Genomic DNA, 15,827 nt, shown 5'->3' on the forward strand with positions numbered 1-15,827 from the left:
ATCAGAGACAAAAAAGTTGAACAAAGCGCGACGGAAATCTGCCATCGCCGCGTTTGAGTAGATATGAACGGCGGCACAGGGTCGCCTGTATTGGGGAAATACGCTATGAAAAACAAAATTCTGGTTTCGGGTGTTGTCGCAATGGCTCTGGCTGTCACCGCTGGCGCGGTCTTTGCCAAAGGACCACGTATGACGTTCGAAGAACTGGACATCGATGGCGACGGCAAGGTGACGCTGACCGAGATCACCGAACAACGGACGATGGAATTCTCCTCTGCCGATGCCGATGGTGACGGGCAACTGAGCGTTGAAGAAATGCAGGCGGCTGCCCGGGTCAGGGCAGACGAGCGTGTGAAGAAGATGTTTGAAGAGCTGGACGCAAACACGGACGGGTTTCTGAGCGACGATGAATTGCCGAAACCGCGCCGGGCCTCCAAGATGTTCGAACGTATCGACGCCGATGGTGACGGTGCGATTACAGAGCAGGAATATGCGGATGCAAAGGACCGGATGGGGGGCAAGTACAAGCGGCATCACAAGTCGGGTTTCGACAACAATTGATGCGGGATGGAGGATCTGACCTCTCATTCGGATATGGTGCATGGCGGTTCTTCCGCCGTGCCCGATCCCAGCAACGAGGCGTTGCTGGGGCTGTTTGCTGATGGCGACGTCATGGCGGCCCGGACGTTGACGGACAGGCTGGGGCCCCGCAGCTATTCGGTCGCGCTGCGAATGCTGGGCAACCGGGCCGAGGCCGAAGATGTGACGCAAGAGGCGATGATGCGCCTTTGGAAGATCGCTCCGGACTGGGTACCGGGGCAGGCGCAGATATCGACCTGGTTGTACCGGGTGACGCTGAACCTGTGTGTGGATCTGCGACGCAAGAAGCGACCTGATACGTTAGAGAATGCGCCCGAGCCTGAAGACGGCGCCGCCAGCGTGGTCGACAAGATGCAAGAGGCCGCGCGGCGGGATGCACTGCAGGAGGCGTTGGATCAATTGCCGGACAGGCAGCGGCAGGCCGTTGTGCTGCGGCATATCGAAGAACTGCCCAATCCGGAAATTGCCGGGATCATGGAGATTTCGATTGAAGCGGTGGAGAGTTTGACCGCGCGGGGCAAACGGTCTTTGACGGCGATACTGGCCGGGCGCAAAGAAGAACTGGGGTATGAAAATGGCTGATCAGGACAAAGAGCTGGAAAATCTGTTTGCGCAGGCGCGCACCGGGCGTGATGCGTTTCCTGACGATCTTGCGGTTCGGATCGAAACCGATGCCGAAGCCGTCAGGTTGAAGCGTCTGGCCAAAACCCCACGTCCCAAATGGCGTCTGCGTCTGGGGGCTATTGGGGGCTGGCAGGGTCTGGGCGGGCTGATTGCGGCCAGCGCGGCGGGCGTCTGGATCGGCTTTACCGCCCCGACTTTCCTGCCGGATCCGGCCGAGTATTTTGTGTCGCAAGAAGCGACCTATCTGATTGCCGACCTGAGCTTGGATGACACTTATCTGGAGGATGCGGAATGACCGAGACACCTGCACGTAAACGCAAGTGGATGCCGATCCTTCTCGCGGTCTCGCTGGCTGTGAACCTGCTTGTCGCGGGGGTGGTCTTTGGAACCGCGCTTCGGTTCAAAGGAGATCATCGCGCCAGCGCCCCACCGGGCTTTGGCTCTGCACTTTACCGGGCGCTGCCGAAAGCCGAACGCAACGCATTGCGGGGAGAGCTGTCGTCGGTGCGGGGAAAGGGTTCGCTTCGGCGCAAAGAGGATTTTGGCGCGCTCAGTCAGGCCCTCAGGGCGGTGCCCTTCGATGCGATGACAGTCCAGGTGTTGCTGGAACAGCAGGCCCGGGAAACATCACAGCTGCAAAAAGCGCTTTATATGCAATGGCTGGCGCAGGTCGCAGCGATGAGCGACGATGAACGCGCCAGCTATGCCGATCGGTTGGAAGAGGTGGTCAAGCGTGGCCCGCACAAGAACATCAAGCGTCACTGACCTCTTACGCGGCGCTCTTTCGAATCTGCACCTGATTTCGCCCCGCTTTCTTGGCCGCATAGAGCGCTTTGTCCGCTGAGCGAATCAGGCGATTGACCTGATCGCCCTCATATTCTGCGGCAAGGTCTTGAGGAGTGCACAGTTTCAGGCCAACGCTGATGGTGACAGGGATTGCGGTGCGGTGATCGGGTAGTCGAAAGGGCGTATTGCAGATGCTCTCGCAGATGATGTCCGCCTGCTCCAGGGCCTGCTTGGCCGTGATGTCGGGCAGAGCGATCATGAATTCCTCACCCCCGATCCGGGCGACGAAACCGGACGACCCTTTCGCGGTCTGAAGCCTGCGCGCGGCTTCGGACAGGACCAGATCGCCCGCAGCGTGACCAAAACGGTCGTTTATGGATTTGAAGTGATCCAGATCGGCCAGCATCACCGCAAAACCGCGCCTGCTGTGCAGGGACAGGTGCGCGATCTGGTCCAGCGCGCGCAGGGCGTATCGCCGATTGTGAAGACCGGTCAGGGGATCAATCAGCGACTCGGCAAGCCCTTTGCGCAAGGTGGCGCGCAGCCGGTCATCGCGGGTTTTTCGGGCGATCTGGGTCTCCAGCCTCAGAGAAATCTCGTCGGTGTTGAACCCGTCGAGGCAAACCGCATCTGCGCCGCGATCAAGCGCTTCCGCGGCCAGGTTCGGATCACCGTCCTTCAACACCGCGATCAGCACCGTGTGCCGCGTGCCATTGCGTGAGCGCAGGTCGGCCAGCAGTTTCAGGTCCGAGGCGTCAGACCCAAGCTCGACCACGATTGCGTCCGGTGGGTTTGCGCCCAGAACACCCTGCAGGTTGGGCAGGGTATGTGCACTCAGCGGATGTCGACACTGCGCGCTGAGGGCTTTGCGCCACAGCGCACCGGTGCGGGGGGTCTGCGTCAGTATTGCAATCCGGGCCGCAGAGGGCGGTGCAATCAGCGGGGCTGCCGGTTCAGCAAAGCCAATCGACTGCTGGTCGTCTTTGACGCCAAGTTCCTGCCGGTCAGCACGTGCGCGCAACAGGCTGCGAACGCGGGCCAGCAGCAGCGTATCCTTGAGCGGATAGCCAAGTACATCATCCATCCCATCCGATAGTGCCCGCAGCCGCGCTGCCTTGTCATTCTGCGGCGTGAGGGCGACGATCGGTACATCCGCCAGAGCCGGATCGGCCTGCATCAGCCGTTTGATATCCGCAGCCGAACCATCTGGCAGGGTCTGTGCCGTCAGCACCAGATCAGGTCGGGCCCGGCGCAGCAGCGCCGCAAGGCCCGCGACTTTCTCACCCTGAACAACGTGATACCAGGCCGCCGTCAACTGCACCTTCAGCATTATGCGATTGGTCGAAACGCCGTCGAGGACGAGTATGGTGCCTTGCACAGACATGGCCGTTCACCGTTAGATTGCATGCGTTGCCAAAGTGTTTATGAGTCTGGTTAATAAACCCTTTCCAAGACACGATCCGAGGCCAGTTAATGCCGATCACTGCCGAATTCGCCGAAACTCTGGCCCTGAACGCCCTCGGCTGGCTGGTCGGGAATGATGAACTTTTGCCTGTGTTTCTGGGCGCCAGTGGTGCCTCTGCCGATGACTTGCGTGCGGGGGCAGGTGAGACAGAGTTTCTGACCTCGGTGCTCGATTTTCTTTTGCTTGACGATTCGTGGGTGATCGCCTTTTGTGACGCCAATTCCATCCCCTATGACCAGCCAGGTCAGGCCCACGCAATACTGTCGGGGCGCGCGGAGATGCACTGGACCTAAACTGCAGGAGCCCCCTTGATGCCCATAGACGCCCTATTGTTCGACAAGGACGGTACACTGTTCGATTTCGCTTCGACATGGGGTACCTTCGGTCGTGTCGCATTGCAGCGCCTGTCGGATGGGGATGTGCAGCGCGCGTCGGAGATGGGGAAAACCATCGGGTTCAACTTTGCGCAAGAGAGTTATGAAGCCGACAGCATTGTCATCGCGGGTACGGTCGACGAAATCGCCGAGGCGCTGCTGCCTCATCTGCCCGACAGGTCGATGTCCGAAATTGTCGAGATCCTGAACCGGGCTTCGGCAGAGGCGCAGCAGATTCCGTCCGTGCCATTGGCTCCGTTTCTTGAAGCGTTGCGGCAAAGCGGCCTGAAGCTTGGGGTTGCCACCAATGATGGCGAGATGCCAGCTCTGCAGCACCTGGCTTCGGTCGGCGTGCGGGATCATTTCGATTTCGTTGCCGGATATGACAGCGGCCATGGGTTCAAACCCGGACCGGGGCAGATGCTGGCCTTTGCCAAACATGTTGACATTGACCCTTCGCGTATCGCCATGGTCGGGGACAGCCTGCATGATCTGGAAGCCGGGCGCGCGGCGGGAATGGTGACAATCGGCGTTCTGACGGGATTGGCCCCGGCCGAGATGCTGGAGCCTCTGGCCGATGTAGTGCTGCCGGATATCGGGCATATTCCGGGTTGGCTTTCTAACAACTAACAGTTGCGGCGAAAATCGTCACGCCATGTGGCGAAACCGACACCTGTTGTCGCAGACAGAGCGGCCATAACGTGGTCTTCGGGGCTTGCTGAATAAAAGCCTGCCCGGAGGATACCCATGGCCGACAGCAACACTCGCAAACGTCGCGGCGGTGGTCGCGCAGGTGCCGCCGCCCGTCGCGGCAGCGCCGTGATCGATCAGATGCCCTGGAACCCGCCGGTCAATATCGATCAGCCGACGGAACCGCTGAGCCCGGAGGGGGTCGAGGCGATTCATGAGGGCGCGATGCGCATCCTCGAAGAGATCGGGATCGAGTTCTACAATGAAGAAGCCATCGGCATCCTGCGCGAGGCCGGTTGCACCATAAATGGCGACAACGTTCGCATGGGCCGCGATTTCGTGATGGAGATGGTGGGCAAAGCCCCGAGCAAATTCACCATCACTCCGCGCAATGTGGACCGCACGATCGAGGTTGGTGGCCGTACCATGCTGTTCGGCAACGTATCCTCGCCCCCGAACTATTGGGATATGGAGATCGGCAAGAAGGTCGCTGGCACACGGCGGATGTGTCAGGACCTGTTGAAGCTGACGCAGTATTTCAACTGCATCCATTTTGCAGGCGGCTATCCGGTCGAGCCGGTGGATATCCACGCCAGCATTCGCCATCTGGACGTGCTGTATGACAAGCTGACGCTGACCGACAAGGCGATGCATGCCTATTCGCTGGGCAAAGAGCGTGTCGAAGACGTGATGGAGATGGTGCGCATTGCCGGCGGTCTGAGCCATGAGGAATTCGAGGCGACCCCACGGATGTACACCAACATCAACTCGACCTCGCCGCTGAAACACGACCATCCGATGATCGACGGCTGCCTCAGGCTGGCGCGGCGCGGGCAAGCGATTGTGGTGACGCCATTTACGCTGGCCGGGGCGATGGCCCCTGTGACGATGGCGGGCGCGGTGGCTCAGTCTCTGGCCGAGGCGCTGTGTGCGATTGCGCTGTTCCAATATGTCCGGCCGGGTATTCCCTGCGTGATCGGGACGTTCACGTCGAATGTCGATATGAAATCCGGCGCGCCTGCATTTGGGACGCCGGAATATATGCGCTCGACCCAGATGACCGGGCAGATGGCGCGGTTCTACGGATTGCCCATGCGGTCGTCCGGGGTGTGCGCCGCCAATGTGCCGGACGGTCAGGCGATCTGGGAGACATCGAACTCGCTTTGGGCGGCGGTGCAGTCGGGGACCAACATGGTCTATCACGCGGCGGGATGGCTTGAGGGCGGGCTGATTGCCAGCCCCGAGAAGTTCATTATGGATTGTGAAATTCTGCAGCAGATCCAACGCTATATGCAGCCCGAGCTCAATGCGACCGGCCCCGATGAGATCGCGTTGGAAGCGATTCGTGCAGTTGGCAATGACGGGCACTTCTTTGGCATCCAGCACACGCAGGATCGATACTCGACCGCCTTCTACCAGCCATTCCTGAGCGACTGGAAGAATTACGAGGCCTGGGAGGCCGCAGGTGGCATCTGGACCGCCGAGCGTGCGCACCGCATGTTCAAAGAGATCGTGAACACCTTCGAGCCACCTGAAATGGATGTGGCGATCCGCGATGAACTGGCCGATTTCGTTGCCCGCCGAAAGGCGGAAGGGGGGGCGCCGACCGACTTCTGATGCCTTTGGTTTCAGCGTGAGATTACATCGCATTGTCATGATCCGACCTTGGATTTTGGGCTTTTGTTAAGCTTTCTGGGGTCACCTGAACCGGATTTCTGATCCGGGGATTTTCATGCATGGGCTGATCAACAGGGCGATCCAATCTTTTGTGTGCGCTACCTATGGGCGCCAGTGCTGGCTGCAGGCGATGCAGGCCGCAGGGTTGGATTTCGATGAATTCGAGGCGATGCTGATCTACGAAACAGACGTTTCGACCCGCGTGCTGGACGCCCTTTGCGCCGATCTGGAGCGTCCGAAATCCGAATTTCTGGAGGATCTGGGAACTTACCTCGTTTCGCATCCGAACATGGAGGGGCTGCGCCGTCTTCTGCGGTTTGGCGGGGTCACTTATGTAGAATTCCTTCATTCGCTCGATGATTTGTCGGACCGTGTGCGCCTTGCCGTCTCGGACCTGGTGTTGCCCGCGCTGGAGTTGACGGAGCAATCGCCAGCAGAATTCCGTCTGCACTGCTTTCCCGGCTTGCCCGGTTATTCCAGTGTGATGACCGGTGTCCTGCGTGCGATGGCGGATGACTATGGCGCACTGGTGTTTCTCAATCATGATGACCAACAAGGCGGGTCCGAGGTGATCTCGATCACGCTGGTCGAAAGCGCGTTCAGCGAAGGGCGATATTTCGATTTGGGGGCACGGAACGCATGATGTGTACGGATGGTCTGGCGGGTTTGCTGGAAACCCTTTGCCCGATGTTTGTGCTGGTCGACGAGGCCGGGCGGATCACACAGGTGGGGCCAACACTGCAGAAGCTGCGACCGGATCGCCCCATGGCTGGCGCGTGCTTTCTAAGCGTTTTTGAGTTTTTGCGCCCCAGATCGGTCGCCAACGTCGCCGAACTGATGGCGACACCCGGACGGAAACTGCACTTCAGATTTCGGGATGCGCCGCAGACTGCGCTGAAAGGGCTGATTGCACCAATGCCGGGCGGCGGCGGCGCTGTTGTCAACCTGTCCTTCGGCATTTCCATTCTGGACGCGGTACGCGATTACGCCCTGACCAGCGCGGATTTCTCGGGGACCGATCTGGCGATCGAGCTTCTGTATCTGGTTGAGGCAAAATCTGCAGCGATGGAAGCGTCGCGATCCCTGAACCTTCGGCTGCAAGGGGCCATGCTGGCCGCGGAAGAGCAGGCCTATACCGATACGTTGACCGGGTTGAAAAACCGCCGGGCGATGGATCATCTGCTGGGTCATCTGATCTCGATGAAGGCGACATTTGCACTGATGCATCTAGATCTGGATTATTTCAAATCCGTCAACGACCGGTTGGGGCACGCCGCCGGTGATCATGTATTGCAGCAGGCGGCCCAGATCATGCTGGCTGAAACACGTGGCGATGACACTGTGGCGCGTGTGGGCGGGGATGAATTTGTACTGATTTTCAAGGGTATGACGGACTACGATAAACTGAGCCGGATCGCAGAACGTCTGATTTTGCGCCTGTGCGAGCCGATGAAATTTGAAGGGGCGGAATGCCGGATTTCCTGCAGCATCGGAACCGCGTTATCGACCCAGTTCGAAGTACCCAAAGCAGTCGATATCCTGCATGCCGCCGATCTTGCGCTTTACGCTGCGAAGCGGGCCGGACGGTCCTGTCATCGGTTCTATTCGGAACTGTCAGGCGCGCAGCAGTCCAGTTGAGGGCCGCTGAAACATTCAAAGCTGATCCAGAGTCTCGGCTATGTGATGCTGGACTTGTGGCAGCTCTGATATCACCGGCATGACGTGGCCGGTGAAGGCGGCGCGCTGCAACTCCTGCGGGACATCCTCCAGCACATGCCCACCGGTGCAGGCAAAGAAGGGCAGGCAGATGGCGTGCTCTCCGGTCCCAGCGGCCGCTTCAGAGATTGAGGGGGGCTGTTCGACAAAGCCGGTGCGGATGGACTTGAAAGGAACGTGCTGAGACAACGTCTTGGAAAAATCCTGAGCGACGCGCGCCGGGTTTGGGCTGCGTCCTGATCCATGCGCCGCAAGCACAAGGTCGGTGTTGTCAGCGCCCCATCCTTTGTCCGATAGAACCGCGCCCAGCGAACCGGCCACCAATCGAGGCAGTTCTGGATCAACGCCCAAAGGGTCGAGAACCCGCACCTGTCGCGACCCGATCCGCTTTGGCAACGCGCTGGTCACGAACCAACCGCGAGCCATGAAGAGTGGATAAACCGCCGTATCCTCTGGCAGTTCGTCCAAGCAGGTTTCCAACGCCTGGGGCGCTGCCAAAGTGGCTGAGTGAACCTTGGTCCGGTCGCACATGGCACCAACCTGCGCAGCTAAGGCCGCCAATGCGGCCTCGGCTGGGGCAGGGTCTGAGGGTTGGCCGTGGGCGACGATGACGGCGTTTGGCATATGCGGGCTCCGGTTTGGTCCTGCGATAGGTGTCGTGACGGCGGATAAAGTCAATGGGTTGATTAGTTCAGAAGCGTCAACCAGAACCAGACCGAAAGAATTGACGTTGCCGTCCCGATCAGAACCGAAGAGGCGGCGACCCGTTTGGCACGTCCGTAGATATTGGCGAAGATATAGGCGTTGAACCCCGGTGCCATCGCAGCAGTCAGCACGCCCGAGCGGAACAGGTCCTGCGGCAGTGAAAGGGATGTTCCGAACAGCCAGAACAGGCTGGGATGCAGCACCAGAGAGATTGCGCAGACAAACATGATCGCGCGCAGATCGCCTTCGGGGCGGTACATCACCAATACCCCTCCCAGCGCGAACAAGGCTCCGGGCAATGCGGCACGAGTGATCAGATTCAGCGCATCATCGACCACCGTTGGGATGCCGACACCCGATAGGTTGACGATGAACCCCAAGGTAATGCCGAGGATCAAGGCGTTCTTGAACATGGTAGTGAACACGGATCTGATCATCCGCATGCCGCCATGGCCCCGATTGCGAAAGACCTCCATCACCGTGATCCCAACGCAGTAGCAGAATGGCGAGTGAAAGGCGATGATCGCAAAGTTGCCGGTCAGGTTTTCGGGACCATAGGCGCGCTCGGTGATGGGCAGGCCCAGCAGGACCGAGTTTGAAAACAGACAGCAGAAGCCGATGGCGATGCAATCCTCCCATTCTCGGTGAAAGATCAGGCGCGCACCCAGCATGCCGATCGTGAAGCACAAGGCGGCAGCGGTGTAGAAACTGCCCAGAAGCCGGGGGTCGAAACTGGCGCTGAGATCCAGATTGGCAATCGCAAGAAACAACAGGCAGGGGATCGCAAAGCCCTGCGTGAATTTCATCAGACCGTCAATATGGGCTTCTCGGAAATACCCCAGCCAGGTTGATAGATATCCGGCCCCGATGACCAGAAAGACGGGTAGGATGACATCAATCAGGCTTTGAAACATGGCGATGCCATCGCGCTAGTGGTGGGTACGGGCAGCGGCCCGGTCATCAAAGCGATTGCCGGATCACCATCCCGTCATATGCGGGCGTGATGTGGTCCGGGGTTTCGGCCTCGACCGTGGCATAATCCATATCGATATGCATGTTGGTCAGAATGGCGCGTTTCGGGGTCAGGCGCTCGATCCAGCCCAGCGTCTTTTCCAGATGTGCATGGGTTGGATGGGGCGAGCGGCGCAAGGCGTCGATGATCAGGCAGTCGAGCCCTTTCAGAGTGTTCCAGGCGTCGTCATAAATCTCTGCAACATCAGGAAGATAGGCGATGTTCCCGATCTTGAACCCCAGCGCGTCAATTGATCCGTGGTTTACCAGAAACGGCTGCAAAGCGATCGCTCCGCCCGGGCCGTCGATCTCGAACGGTCCGTCGATGGTGAGCAGATCGAGGATCGGCGGGTAAGGAGAGCCCTTGGGCTGTACGAAAGCATAGCCAAACCGGCTGAGCAGGTCGTTCTGCGTGTCGCCATCGGCCCAGACCGGAACGCGGGCCTTCATGTTGAATGCAATCATCCGCAGGTCGTCCAGACCGTTCGTGTGGTCCGCGTGCGAATGGGTATAGACGACCGCATCCAGACGGCCGGTCCCGCTGCTCAGCAACTGGCTGCGCATATCCGGAGACGTGTCGATCAGGACCGTGGTGGTCCCATCCGGCCCGTCACGCTCGACCAGCATGGAACACCGGCGGCGCACATTTCTGGGATTGTCCGGATCACAGTCCCCCCAGACACCGCCCAGCCGGGGGACGCCTCCGGATGATCCGCAGCCCAGAATTGTGCAGCGCAATTCACTCATGCGGCGGCCTTGTACGTGGCGGCCTTGGTGAACAGCCGGTCGAAATTGGCCTGCGTTTGGGCGGCGAAGTCACTGTAATCCATCCCGAACACTTCGGCCCCTTTGCGGGCAGTGTGGGCGGTATAGGCGGGCTCATTGCGCTTGCCGCGATAGGGCGGCGGCGCCAGATAGGGCGCGTCGGTTTCTACCAGAATGCGGTCGACCGGGGCGCTGGCGAAGATATCGCGCAACTCCTGACTTTTGGGGAAAGCAGCGATGCCGGACATGGACAGGTAAAAGCCCAGATCAAGCGCCGCGCGGGCCAGTTCAGCCGAGGAAGAGAAGCAGTGCATCACGCAGGAATAGGGCGCGTTGCGGTATTCTTCGGCCAGAATGCGCGCCATGTCGTCATCGGCGGCACGGGCATGGATGATCAGCGGCAGCCCGGTTTGTTGCGCGGCCTCGATATGGATGCGCAGCGATTGTTTCTGCACCTCTGCCGAGTCCGCAGTGTAGTGATAGTCCAGCCCGCTTTCACCGATACCGACGAATTTCGGATGACGGGAAAGTGCGACCAGTTCGTCAACCGTGGCCATCGGCTCGTCCGCCGCGCTCATCGGGTGGGTGCCGGCGGCGTAGAAGACCGGAGCGTGGGCCTCGGCGATGGCGCGCACGCCGGGTTCGTTGTGCAGGCGGGTGCAAATGGTGACCATCCGCGTTACACCAGCCTCGGCGGCACGGGCGACGATTTCGTCCAGCTGGCCGTCGAAATCCGGGAAATCCAGATGGCAATGGCTGTCGGTAATTTCAGGGGTGGGGCTCATCAGCGGTGACCGGCGGTTTCCTGTATCTTGAACACCGTATCTAGAACAAGCGAGGCAGGGTCAAGGTTCACCGCCTGCCCATGCCGCGCGCGTGAAGTAATCAGGGCGGCGGCCTCGGCCCATTGGCGGGCCTTGTGTGGTGAACCGGACAGGCGGGCCAGCGTTTCGGCCTCGTTCGGGGCGGCCTCGGGTTGTGGGGCGGCGCCAGTTGCACCGGTCAGCGCCAGCCGGGACAGGGCGATGTCGATCAGGGACAGAAGCAGGTCGAACCGCTCAGCAGCACCACGCTGGGCTGCGGTTTCCGCCAGCCTCAGGGCGCGCTGCCGGTCAAGCCGGGGCAGGGTGCCCAGAATAGCGATCAATTCGGCATAAAGCTCCAGCCCGCCCAGATTTATCAGACGCACCGCGTCGCCTACCGAACCCGCCGCCAGAGCCGCCAGATGATCCGTCTGCGCGGGCAGTTCCGCTTCGGTTTGCGCCAGCGCGGCCTGCATATCCGCGACCCCCAGAGGCGACAGGCGCAGGATCCGGCAGCGGGACCGGATGGTGGGCAGCAGACGCGAGGGTTGATGCGAAATCAGCAGCAGTGTGGTACGTGCCGGGGGTTCTTCGAGCATTTTCAGCAGCGCGTTGGCAGCGCTGGTATTCATCTCATCCGCCGAATCCACGATGACGACCCGTCGACCGCCATCGGCTGAGGACAGGCCAAAGAAACGGCCCAGTTTGCGAACATCGTCAACCACGATCTCGTTACGCAGACGTCCCTGATCGTTCACGGATCGGGTGATGGCAGCCAGCCCCGGCTCAGCCCCCGCCAGAATGCGATGTGCGACGGGATGGTCCGGGTCAATGTCCAACGTATCCGGTGGTGGCGGTGCCCCGAACAGACCGCCGTCCTCCGTCGGAGGTGTGGCCAGCAGAAACCGCGCGATACGCCAGGCAAGCGACGCTTTGCCGACACCGCGCGGGCCGGTCAGCAGCCAGCCGTGATGCAGGCGATCCGAGGCATAGGCGGTCAGAAAGGCCTGTTCGGCGGCGTCCTGACCGAACAGCCGCAGGGTTTCCCGAGGATGGGGGGCGCCGGGGGCCTGATCCGGGGTTGGGGTGTCGTCGCTCATGTCTCGTCTATCGCAGGGTTGCTGTGACGAGTTCTGTCACATCCTGCGCGACGCTGTCCATGTCCCGGTTGCCATCGACGATCCGGAAACGATCCGAAAATTCCTGCGCCAGTGCCAGGAACCCGGCGCGCATCTTCTGTTGCAGGTCAACGCCGAAATCCTCGAACCGTTCTTCCGCGCCCTGACGCCCTTTGGCACGCGATAGGCCCGTATCAGGATCCATGTCGATCAGCAGTGTCAGGTCTGGTTCGCGCCCGATCATCAAGCTATGCAACTGGTCTACCATTCCGCGCAGATCGCCGCGCGACAGGCCCTGATACATGCGGGTGCTGTCGGCGAAACGATCGCAGATCACCACTTTGCCCGCAGCCAAAGCCGGTTCGATTGTGCGTTCAAGATGATCACGGCGGGCGGCGGTGAACAGCAGGATCTCGGTCTCGGCCGACCAGCGGTCCGGGTCACCTTGCAGAACCAGGCTGCGGATTTCCTCGGCCCCCGCCGAGCCGCCGGGCTCACGCGTCAGGACGACCTCGCGGCCTTCGCGGCGCAGGTGATCGGCCAGCAGGCGTGCCTGCGTGGACTTACCCGATCCGTCAATGCCTTCAAAGGTCAGGAACATCCCGCGCGGCGTCACATTTGCTCCAGCGGGATATTGACGACGTCTTTCAGGACGATGCCGCCAACGGTCATCATTCGTACAACGAACCCGCCTTGCGCGACGTCTCTGTCAGCCACCAGCGGGCGGCGGATTTCCGGCAGACCTTCGGGCTGGATCACCAGTTCGGCCAGTTGCTGACCCTTCGATACCGGCGCGTTGATCGGGCCGTCATAGACCACCTCGGCTTTGATGTCCTTGTCCCCCAAAACTGGGAACAGCAGGGTCAGGTCCTCTTCGGGCACCAGCCCCACGGTCTTTTCCGCGCCCATCCAGAGCTTGGCCTGCGCTACCGGTTCGTCCGCCTTGGCAACTGTCCTCTCGACAAAATTTCGAAACGACCAGTTAACCACGGCCTCAGCCTCCTCTGCCCGTTTGCCGATGCTATCGAGTCCTGAAAGCACAAAGACAACCCGGCGGTCGCCCTGTTTGGCCGAGCCGACAAGACCATAACCGGCCTCTTGCGTGTGACCGGTTTTCAGCCCGTCTGCTCCAATCCCCAGATTCAGCAATGGGTTGCGGTTGCGCGAGTTCGAAGGCGCGCGGCCATCAAACTCGAACACTTCCTCGGCGAACAGGGGGTAGTATTCCGGGAAATCGGTGATCAGGCGATTTGCCAGAACCGCCAGATCATGCACGGACATCATATGCCCGGCAGCAGGCCAGCCGTTGGAATTGGCGAAGTTCGAGTTGTTCATGCCCATCTGCTGGGCGCGTTGGGTCATGAAGCGGGCGAATCCGGCCTCGGTCCCGTCGGGGCTGAGGGCTTCGGCGATCACCACGCAGGCGTCATTGCCCGACAGCACAATGATCCCGCGCAACAGATCCTCGACCCGCACGCGATCCTGCGTGTTCAGGAACATGGTCGAGCCGCCATAGCTCATGGCGTGCTCCGAGACGGGCAGGGTTTCGTCCAGCGTCAGACGCCCATCGCGCAGGGCCTCGAACGCGACATAGAGCGTCATGAGTTTCGACATCGATGCCGGGGGCAAGGGCTGGTCTGCATCTTTCGACAACAGCACCGTGCCGGTTTTCTGGTCCATGACATAAGCTGCGCGTGCGGTGGTGTCGAAGGCGAACGCAGGCAGGGCCAGAACAGTCAGCCCAAGGGCCAGGCATGTGGATTTTAAGGCAGACAGCATCTTGGGTCTCCTGTTTTTAGTTCTTGGCCGCGAAGGCGTCGGTGAAGCCAAGGTCTTTGACATCATTCAGCAACGCGCGGCGTTCGGCCCGGGTCGAGGCTGGACCGACCAGCACCCGCCAGACCGACCTGTCGTCGCTTTTCAGCTCGGCCACATCGGCGGACATGCCGTTGCGGCGGATCTTTTCGGCAGCGCTTTTGGCATTCGCTTCCACGCTGAATGTCCCGGCCTGGACAAAGGGCTTGGCCAGACCGCCCGTCGTTTCGGGGCTTGCGGCGGCGGCTGCAGCGGCTGTGGTAGGCTCGCTGGCATCGATCGCTGCGGCGGCCCCGGCAATCGGGTCCAGCGGCGTTTCGGTGATGGCGTTGGGGTCTTTCTTTTGCCACCACTTGCGCTTGGCAGGCTTCTCTGCCGGCGGAGTGATCTCCGGATCGGACAGAGCGGCTGTCTGACTGCCGGCCAGCGCGGCCTCGGTGCCGGTTTCGGCCAGAGGAGCGGTAGCTGCCTCAGCAGCCTGGGCACCAGCCTCTTCGGGTGTTTTCTTCTGCCACCATTTCCGTTTCGCGGGGGCTTCGCCGGTCGCAGCTTCGACGGTTGCTTCAGCGACGTCTGTAGCCGCGTCAGTGACTTCGGCGCTGGCTTTTGCGGTTTCATCCCCGGATGAAGCGGCCGCTGCACCAGCAGCCGCACCGGCAACTGCAGCAGCGCCGGCGGCGTTGGTCTCATCCGCAGGCTTCTTCTGCCACCATTTCCGCTTGGCGGGTTTTTCTGCCGCATCCGCCTGTGCCGTATCCGTGGCTGCCGCGTCTGCCTCTGGCGTATCTGCGTCCCCCGGTTCTTCGGCAATTGGAGGCGGAGCAGGTTCGACCGCCTCGCGTCGCAACGCGACCACTTCGATCCGGGTCGGCGCACCGGCCAGCATGCCCAATTGCGATGCGGCTGACGATGATACCTGTAGCGCAGGTCCGGGCAGATTCCGCTCGCGACGGAACAGCGCTCCGGTGACGGTTTTGTTGTTCGAAGTGTTCTTGATCAACACCCGTTCGGGTTGCGAGACGTCAGGATGCGCCACCCAGATACCACCCAGCGACGGGCGCCCGTCCCAAAGCCCGGCCTCGGTTACCTGAAACACCTCGGGGGCTTCGACATCACGTTGATTTGATGCGTCTGCAGAGGGGAACAGTTCAAACCGGTTGGTATTGTCTGCGTTTTTGCTTTCGGATTCTTCAGCCGGTGGGTCCTGCAATCCGAACCCTTCTTCGCAGCCTGTCAGGGCCACCATACTCACGGCCAGAAACGCCAGCCGTTGCGGCCCAAAGCGTGTGCCAGTCGCTCGCTTCATTGTCTCATCCCTTGCCTGACCAGGCCTTTTCGGCCGTGCCCCTACCGCGTGCGCGCTGGTTCTTGTTGCCAGTCTCGTGCGGTCTCATGCGCGGATCATAACGCGGGTGTCTGGCCATGGAAAGAGCGCTGCTTTCGCTTCGGCAATAATTCCCGCTTTATGTCTTGCCTCTGTGCGCAACTGGGCTTAGACCCGGCCTCACGCGGGGAGGTGGCAGAGTGGTCGAATGCGGCGGTCTTGAAAACCGTTGAACGTGAGAGCGTTCCCAGGGTTCGAATCCCTGTCTCCCCGCCACTCACCCTCTCGCGAAGCGCTTACGATGGATTTGCACAGCTTCTGCCCGGTTTCCCACGTAATATCAGACATCTGCCC

At 60.7% G+C, this 15,827-nt stretch carries 18 protein-coding genes and 1 tRNA gene; 10 read left to right on the top strand and 9 right to left on the bottom strand.

Annotated elements, in window-relative coordinates; all coding sequences use genetic code 11:
- Positions 1 to 105: 105 nt before the first annotated feature.
- Genes ACR3E4_RS13575 through ACR3E4_RS13590 form a run of 4 tightly spaced genes read left to right on the top strand, consistent with a single transcriptional unit; the run spans position 106 to position 1,989 of the window.
- Positions 106 to 561 carry an EF-hand domain-containing protein gene (locus ACR3E4_RS13575; RefSeq protein ID WP_480529865.1) on the top strand — a complete coding sequence of 152 codons (456 nt, stop codon included), beginning with the start codon at positions 106 to 108 and terminating at the stop codon, positions 559 to 561.
- A 6-nt stretch (positions 562 to 567) separates the two neighbouring features.
- Entirely contained in the window at positions 568 to 1,182 is a 615-nt protein-coding gene (locus ACR3E4_RS13580; protein ID WP_480529863.1) for an RNA polymerase sigma factor, read from the top strand.
- Positions 1,175 to 1,519, top strand: coding sequence for a hypothetical protein (locus ACR3E4_RS13585; protein ID WP_480529861.1), 345 nt, complete (start codon positions 1,175 to 1,177; stop codon positions 1,517 to 1,519). The genes ACR3E4_RS13580 and ACR3E4_RS13585 overlap by 8 nt, the downstream gene beginning before the upstream one ends.
- Positions 1,516 to 1,989, top strand: a complete 474-nt coding sequence (locus ACR3E4_RS13590; RefSeq protein ID WP_480529859.1) for a periplasmic heavy metal sensor — start codon at positions 1,516 to 1,518, stop codon at positions 1,987 to 1,989. The genes ACR3E4_RS13585 and ACR3E4_RS13590 overlap by 4 nt, the downstream gene beginning before the upstream one ends.
- Before the next feature lie 4 nt (positions 1,990 to 1,993).
- Here ACR3E4_RS13590 and ACR3E4_RS13595 read toward each other — a convergent pair whose 3' ends face one another.
- Positions 1,994 to 3,394: a diguanylate cyclase gene (locus ACR3E4_RS13595; protein ID WP_480529857.1), complete on the bottom strand. Its 1,401-nt coding sequence runs from the start codon at positions 3,392 to 3,394 to the stop codon at positions 1,994 to 1,996.
- An 89-nt stretch (positions 3,395 to 3,483) separates the two neighbouring features.
- Here ACR3E4_RS13595 and ACR3E4_RS13600 point away from each other — a divergent pair, with 89 nt between their 5' ends.
- The 5 genes from ACR3E4_RS13600 to ACR3E4_RS13620 all read left to right on the top strand — a co-directional run bounded on the left by ACR3E4_RS13600 (position 3,484) and on the right by ACR3E4_RS13620 (position 7,854).
- Positions 3,484 to 3,768, top strand: a complete 285-nt coding sequence (locus ACR3E4_RS13600) for a DUF3572 domain-containing protein (protein WP_480529855.1) — start codon at positions 3,484 to 3,486, stop codon at positions 3,766 to 3,768.
- A gap of 18 nt (positions 3,769 to 3,786) precedes the next feature.
- On the top strand, positions 3,787 to 4,479 hold the full coding sequence (locus ACR3E4_RS13605) for an HAD family hydrolase (protein WP_480529853.1): 693 nt from the start codon (positions 3,787 to 3,789) through the stop codon (positions 4,477 to 4,479).
- Between the two features lie 117 nt (positions 4,480 to 4,596).
- On the top strand, positions 4,597 to 6,156 hold the full coding sequence (locus ACR3E4_RS13610; protein ID WP_480529852.1) for a trimethylamine methyltransferase family protein: 1,560 nt from the start codon (positions 4,597 to 4,599) through the stop codon (positions 6,154 to 6,156).
- A gap of 115 nt (positions 6,157 to 6,271) precedes the next feature.
- Entirely contained in the window at positions 6,272 to 6,859 is a 588-nt protein-coding gene (locus ACR3E4_RS13615; RefSeq protein ID WP_480529851.1) for a heme NO-binding domain-containing protein, read from the top strand.
- The gene (locus tag ACR3E4_RS13620; protein WP_480529849.1) at positions 6,856 to 7,854 is read left to right on the top strand and encodes a diguanylate cyclase domain-containing protein; all 999 of its coding nucleotides are present in this window, start codon (positions 6,856 to 6,858) and stop codon (positions 7,852 to 7,854) included. Before ACR3E4_RS13615 ends, ACR3E4_RS13620 begins: the two co-directional genes overlap by 4 nt.
- A gap of 15 nt (positions 7,855 to 7,869) precedes the next feature.
- Here ACR3E4_RS13620 and ACR3E4_RS13625 read toward each other — a convergent pair whose 3' ends face one another.
- The 8 genes from ACR3E4_RS13625 to ACR3E4_RS13660 form a co-directional block, all read right to left on the bottom strand.
- Positions 7,870 to 8,556 carry a CbiX/SirB N-terminal domain-containing protein gene (locus tag ACR3E4_RS13625; RefSeq protein WP_480529847.1) on the bottom strand — a complete coding sequence of 229 codons (687 nt, stop codon included), beginning with the start codon at positions 8,554 to 8,556 and terminating at the stop codon, positions 7,870 to 7,872.
- Positions 8,557 to 8,618: 62 nt separating this feature from the next.
- Positions 8,619 to 9,551 carry an AEC family transporter gene (locus tag ACR3E4_RS13630; RefSeq protein ID WP_480529845.1) on the bottom strand — a complete coding sequence of 311 codons (933 nt, stop codon included), beginning with the start codon at positions 9,549 to 9,551 and terminating at the stop codon, positions 8,619 to 8,621.
- A gap of 46 nt (positions 9,552 to 9,597) precedes the next feature.
- The gene (locus ACR3E4_RS13635) at positions 9,598 to 10,395 is read right to left on the bottom strand and encodes an MBL fold metallo-hydrolase (RefSeq protein ID WP_480529843.1); all 798 of its coding nucleotides are present in this window, start codon (positions 10,393 to 10,395) and stop codon (positions 9,598 to 9,600) included.
- Positions 10,392 to 11,198 carry a TatD family hydrolase gene (locus tag ACR3E4_RS13640; protein ID WP_480529841.1) on the bottom strand — a complete coding sequence of 269 codons (807 nt, stop codon included), beginning with the start codon at positions 11,196 to 11,198 and terminating at the stop codon, positions 10,392 to 10,394. The genes ACR3E4_RS13635 and ACR3E4_RS13640 overlap by 4 nt, the downstream gene beginning before the upstream one ends.
- Positions 11,198 to 12,316 (bottom strand): DNA polymerase III subunit delta', encoded by a 1,119-nt coding sequence (locus tag ACR3E4_RS13645; protein WP_480529839.1) that lies wholly within the window; start codon positions 12,314 to 12,316, stop codon positions 11,198 to 11,200. Before ACR3E4_RS13645 ends, ACR3E4_RS13640 begins: the two co-directional genes overlap by 1 nt.
- Before the next feature lie 7 nt (positions 12,317 to 12,323).
- Positions 12,324 to 12,935 (bottom strand): dTMP kinase, encoded by a 612-nt coding sequence (gene tmk / locus ACR3E4_RS13650; protein WP_480530583.1) that lies wholly within the window; start codon positions 12,933 to 12,935, stop codon positions 12,324 to 12,326.
- A gap of 11 nt (positions 12,936 to 12,946) precedes the next feature.
- Positions 12,947 to 14,113 (bottom strand): D-alanyl-D-alanine carboxypeptidase family protein, encoded by a 1,167-nt coding sequence (locus ACR3E4_RS13655; RefSeq protein ID WP_480529837.1) that lies wholly within the window; start codon positions 14,111 to 14,113, stop codon positions 12,947 to 12,949.
- A gap of 16 nt (positions 14,114 to 14,129) precedes the next feature.
- Entirely contained in the window at positions 14,130 to 15,455 is a 1,326-nt protein-coding gene (locus tag ACR3E4_RS13660; RefSeq protein WP_480529835.1) for an SPOR domain-containing protein, read from the bottom strand.
- A 204-nt stretch (positions 15,456 to 15,659) separates the two neighbouring features.
- Between ACR3E4_RS13660 and ACR3E4_RS13665 the strand changes: the two genes are divergently transcribed.
- A tRNA-Ser gene (locus ACR3E4_RS13665) sits at positions 15,660 to 15,749 on the top strand.
- Positions 15,750 to 15,827 lie beyond the last annotated feature (78 nt).

It is taken from the genome of Ruegeria sp. AP11 (assembly GCF_056535865.1).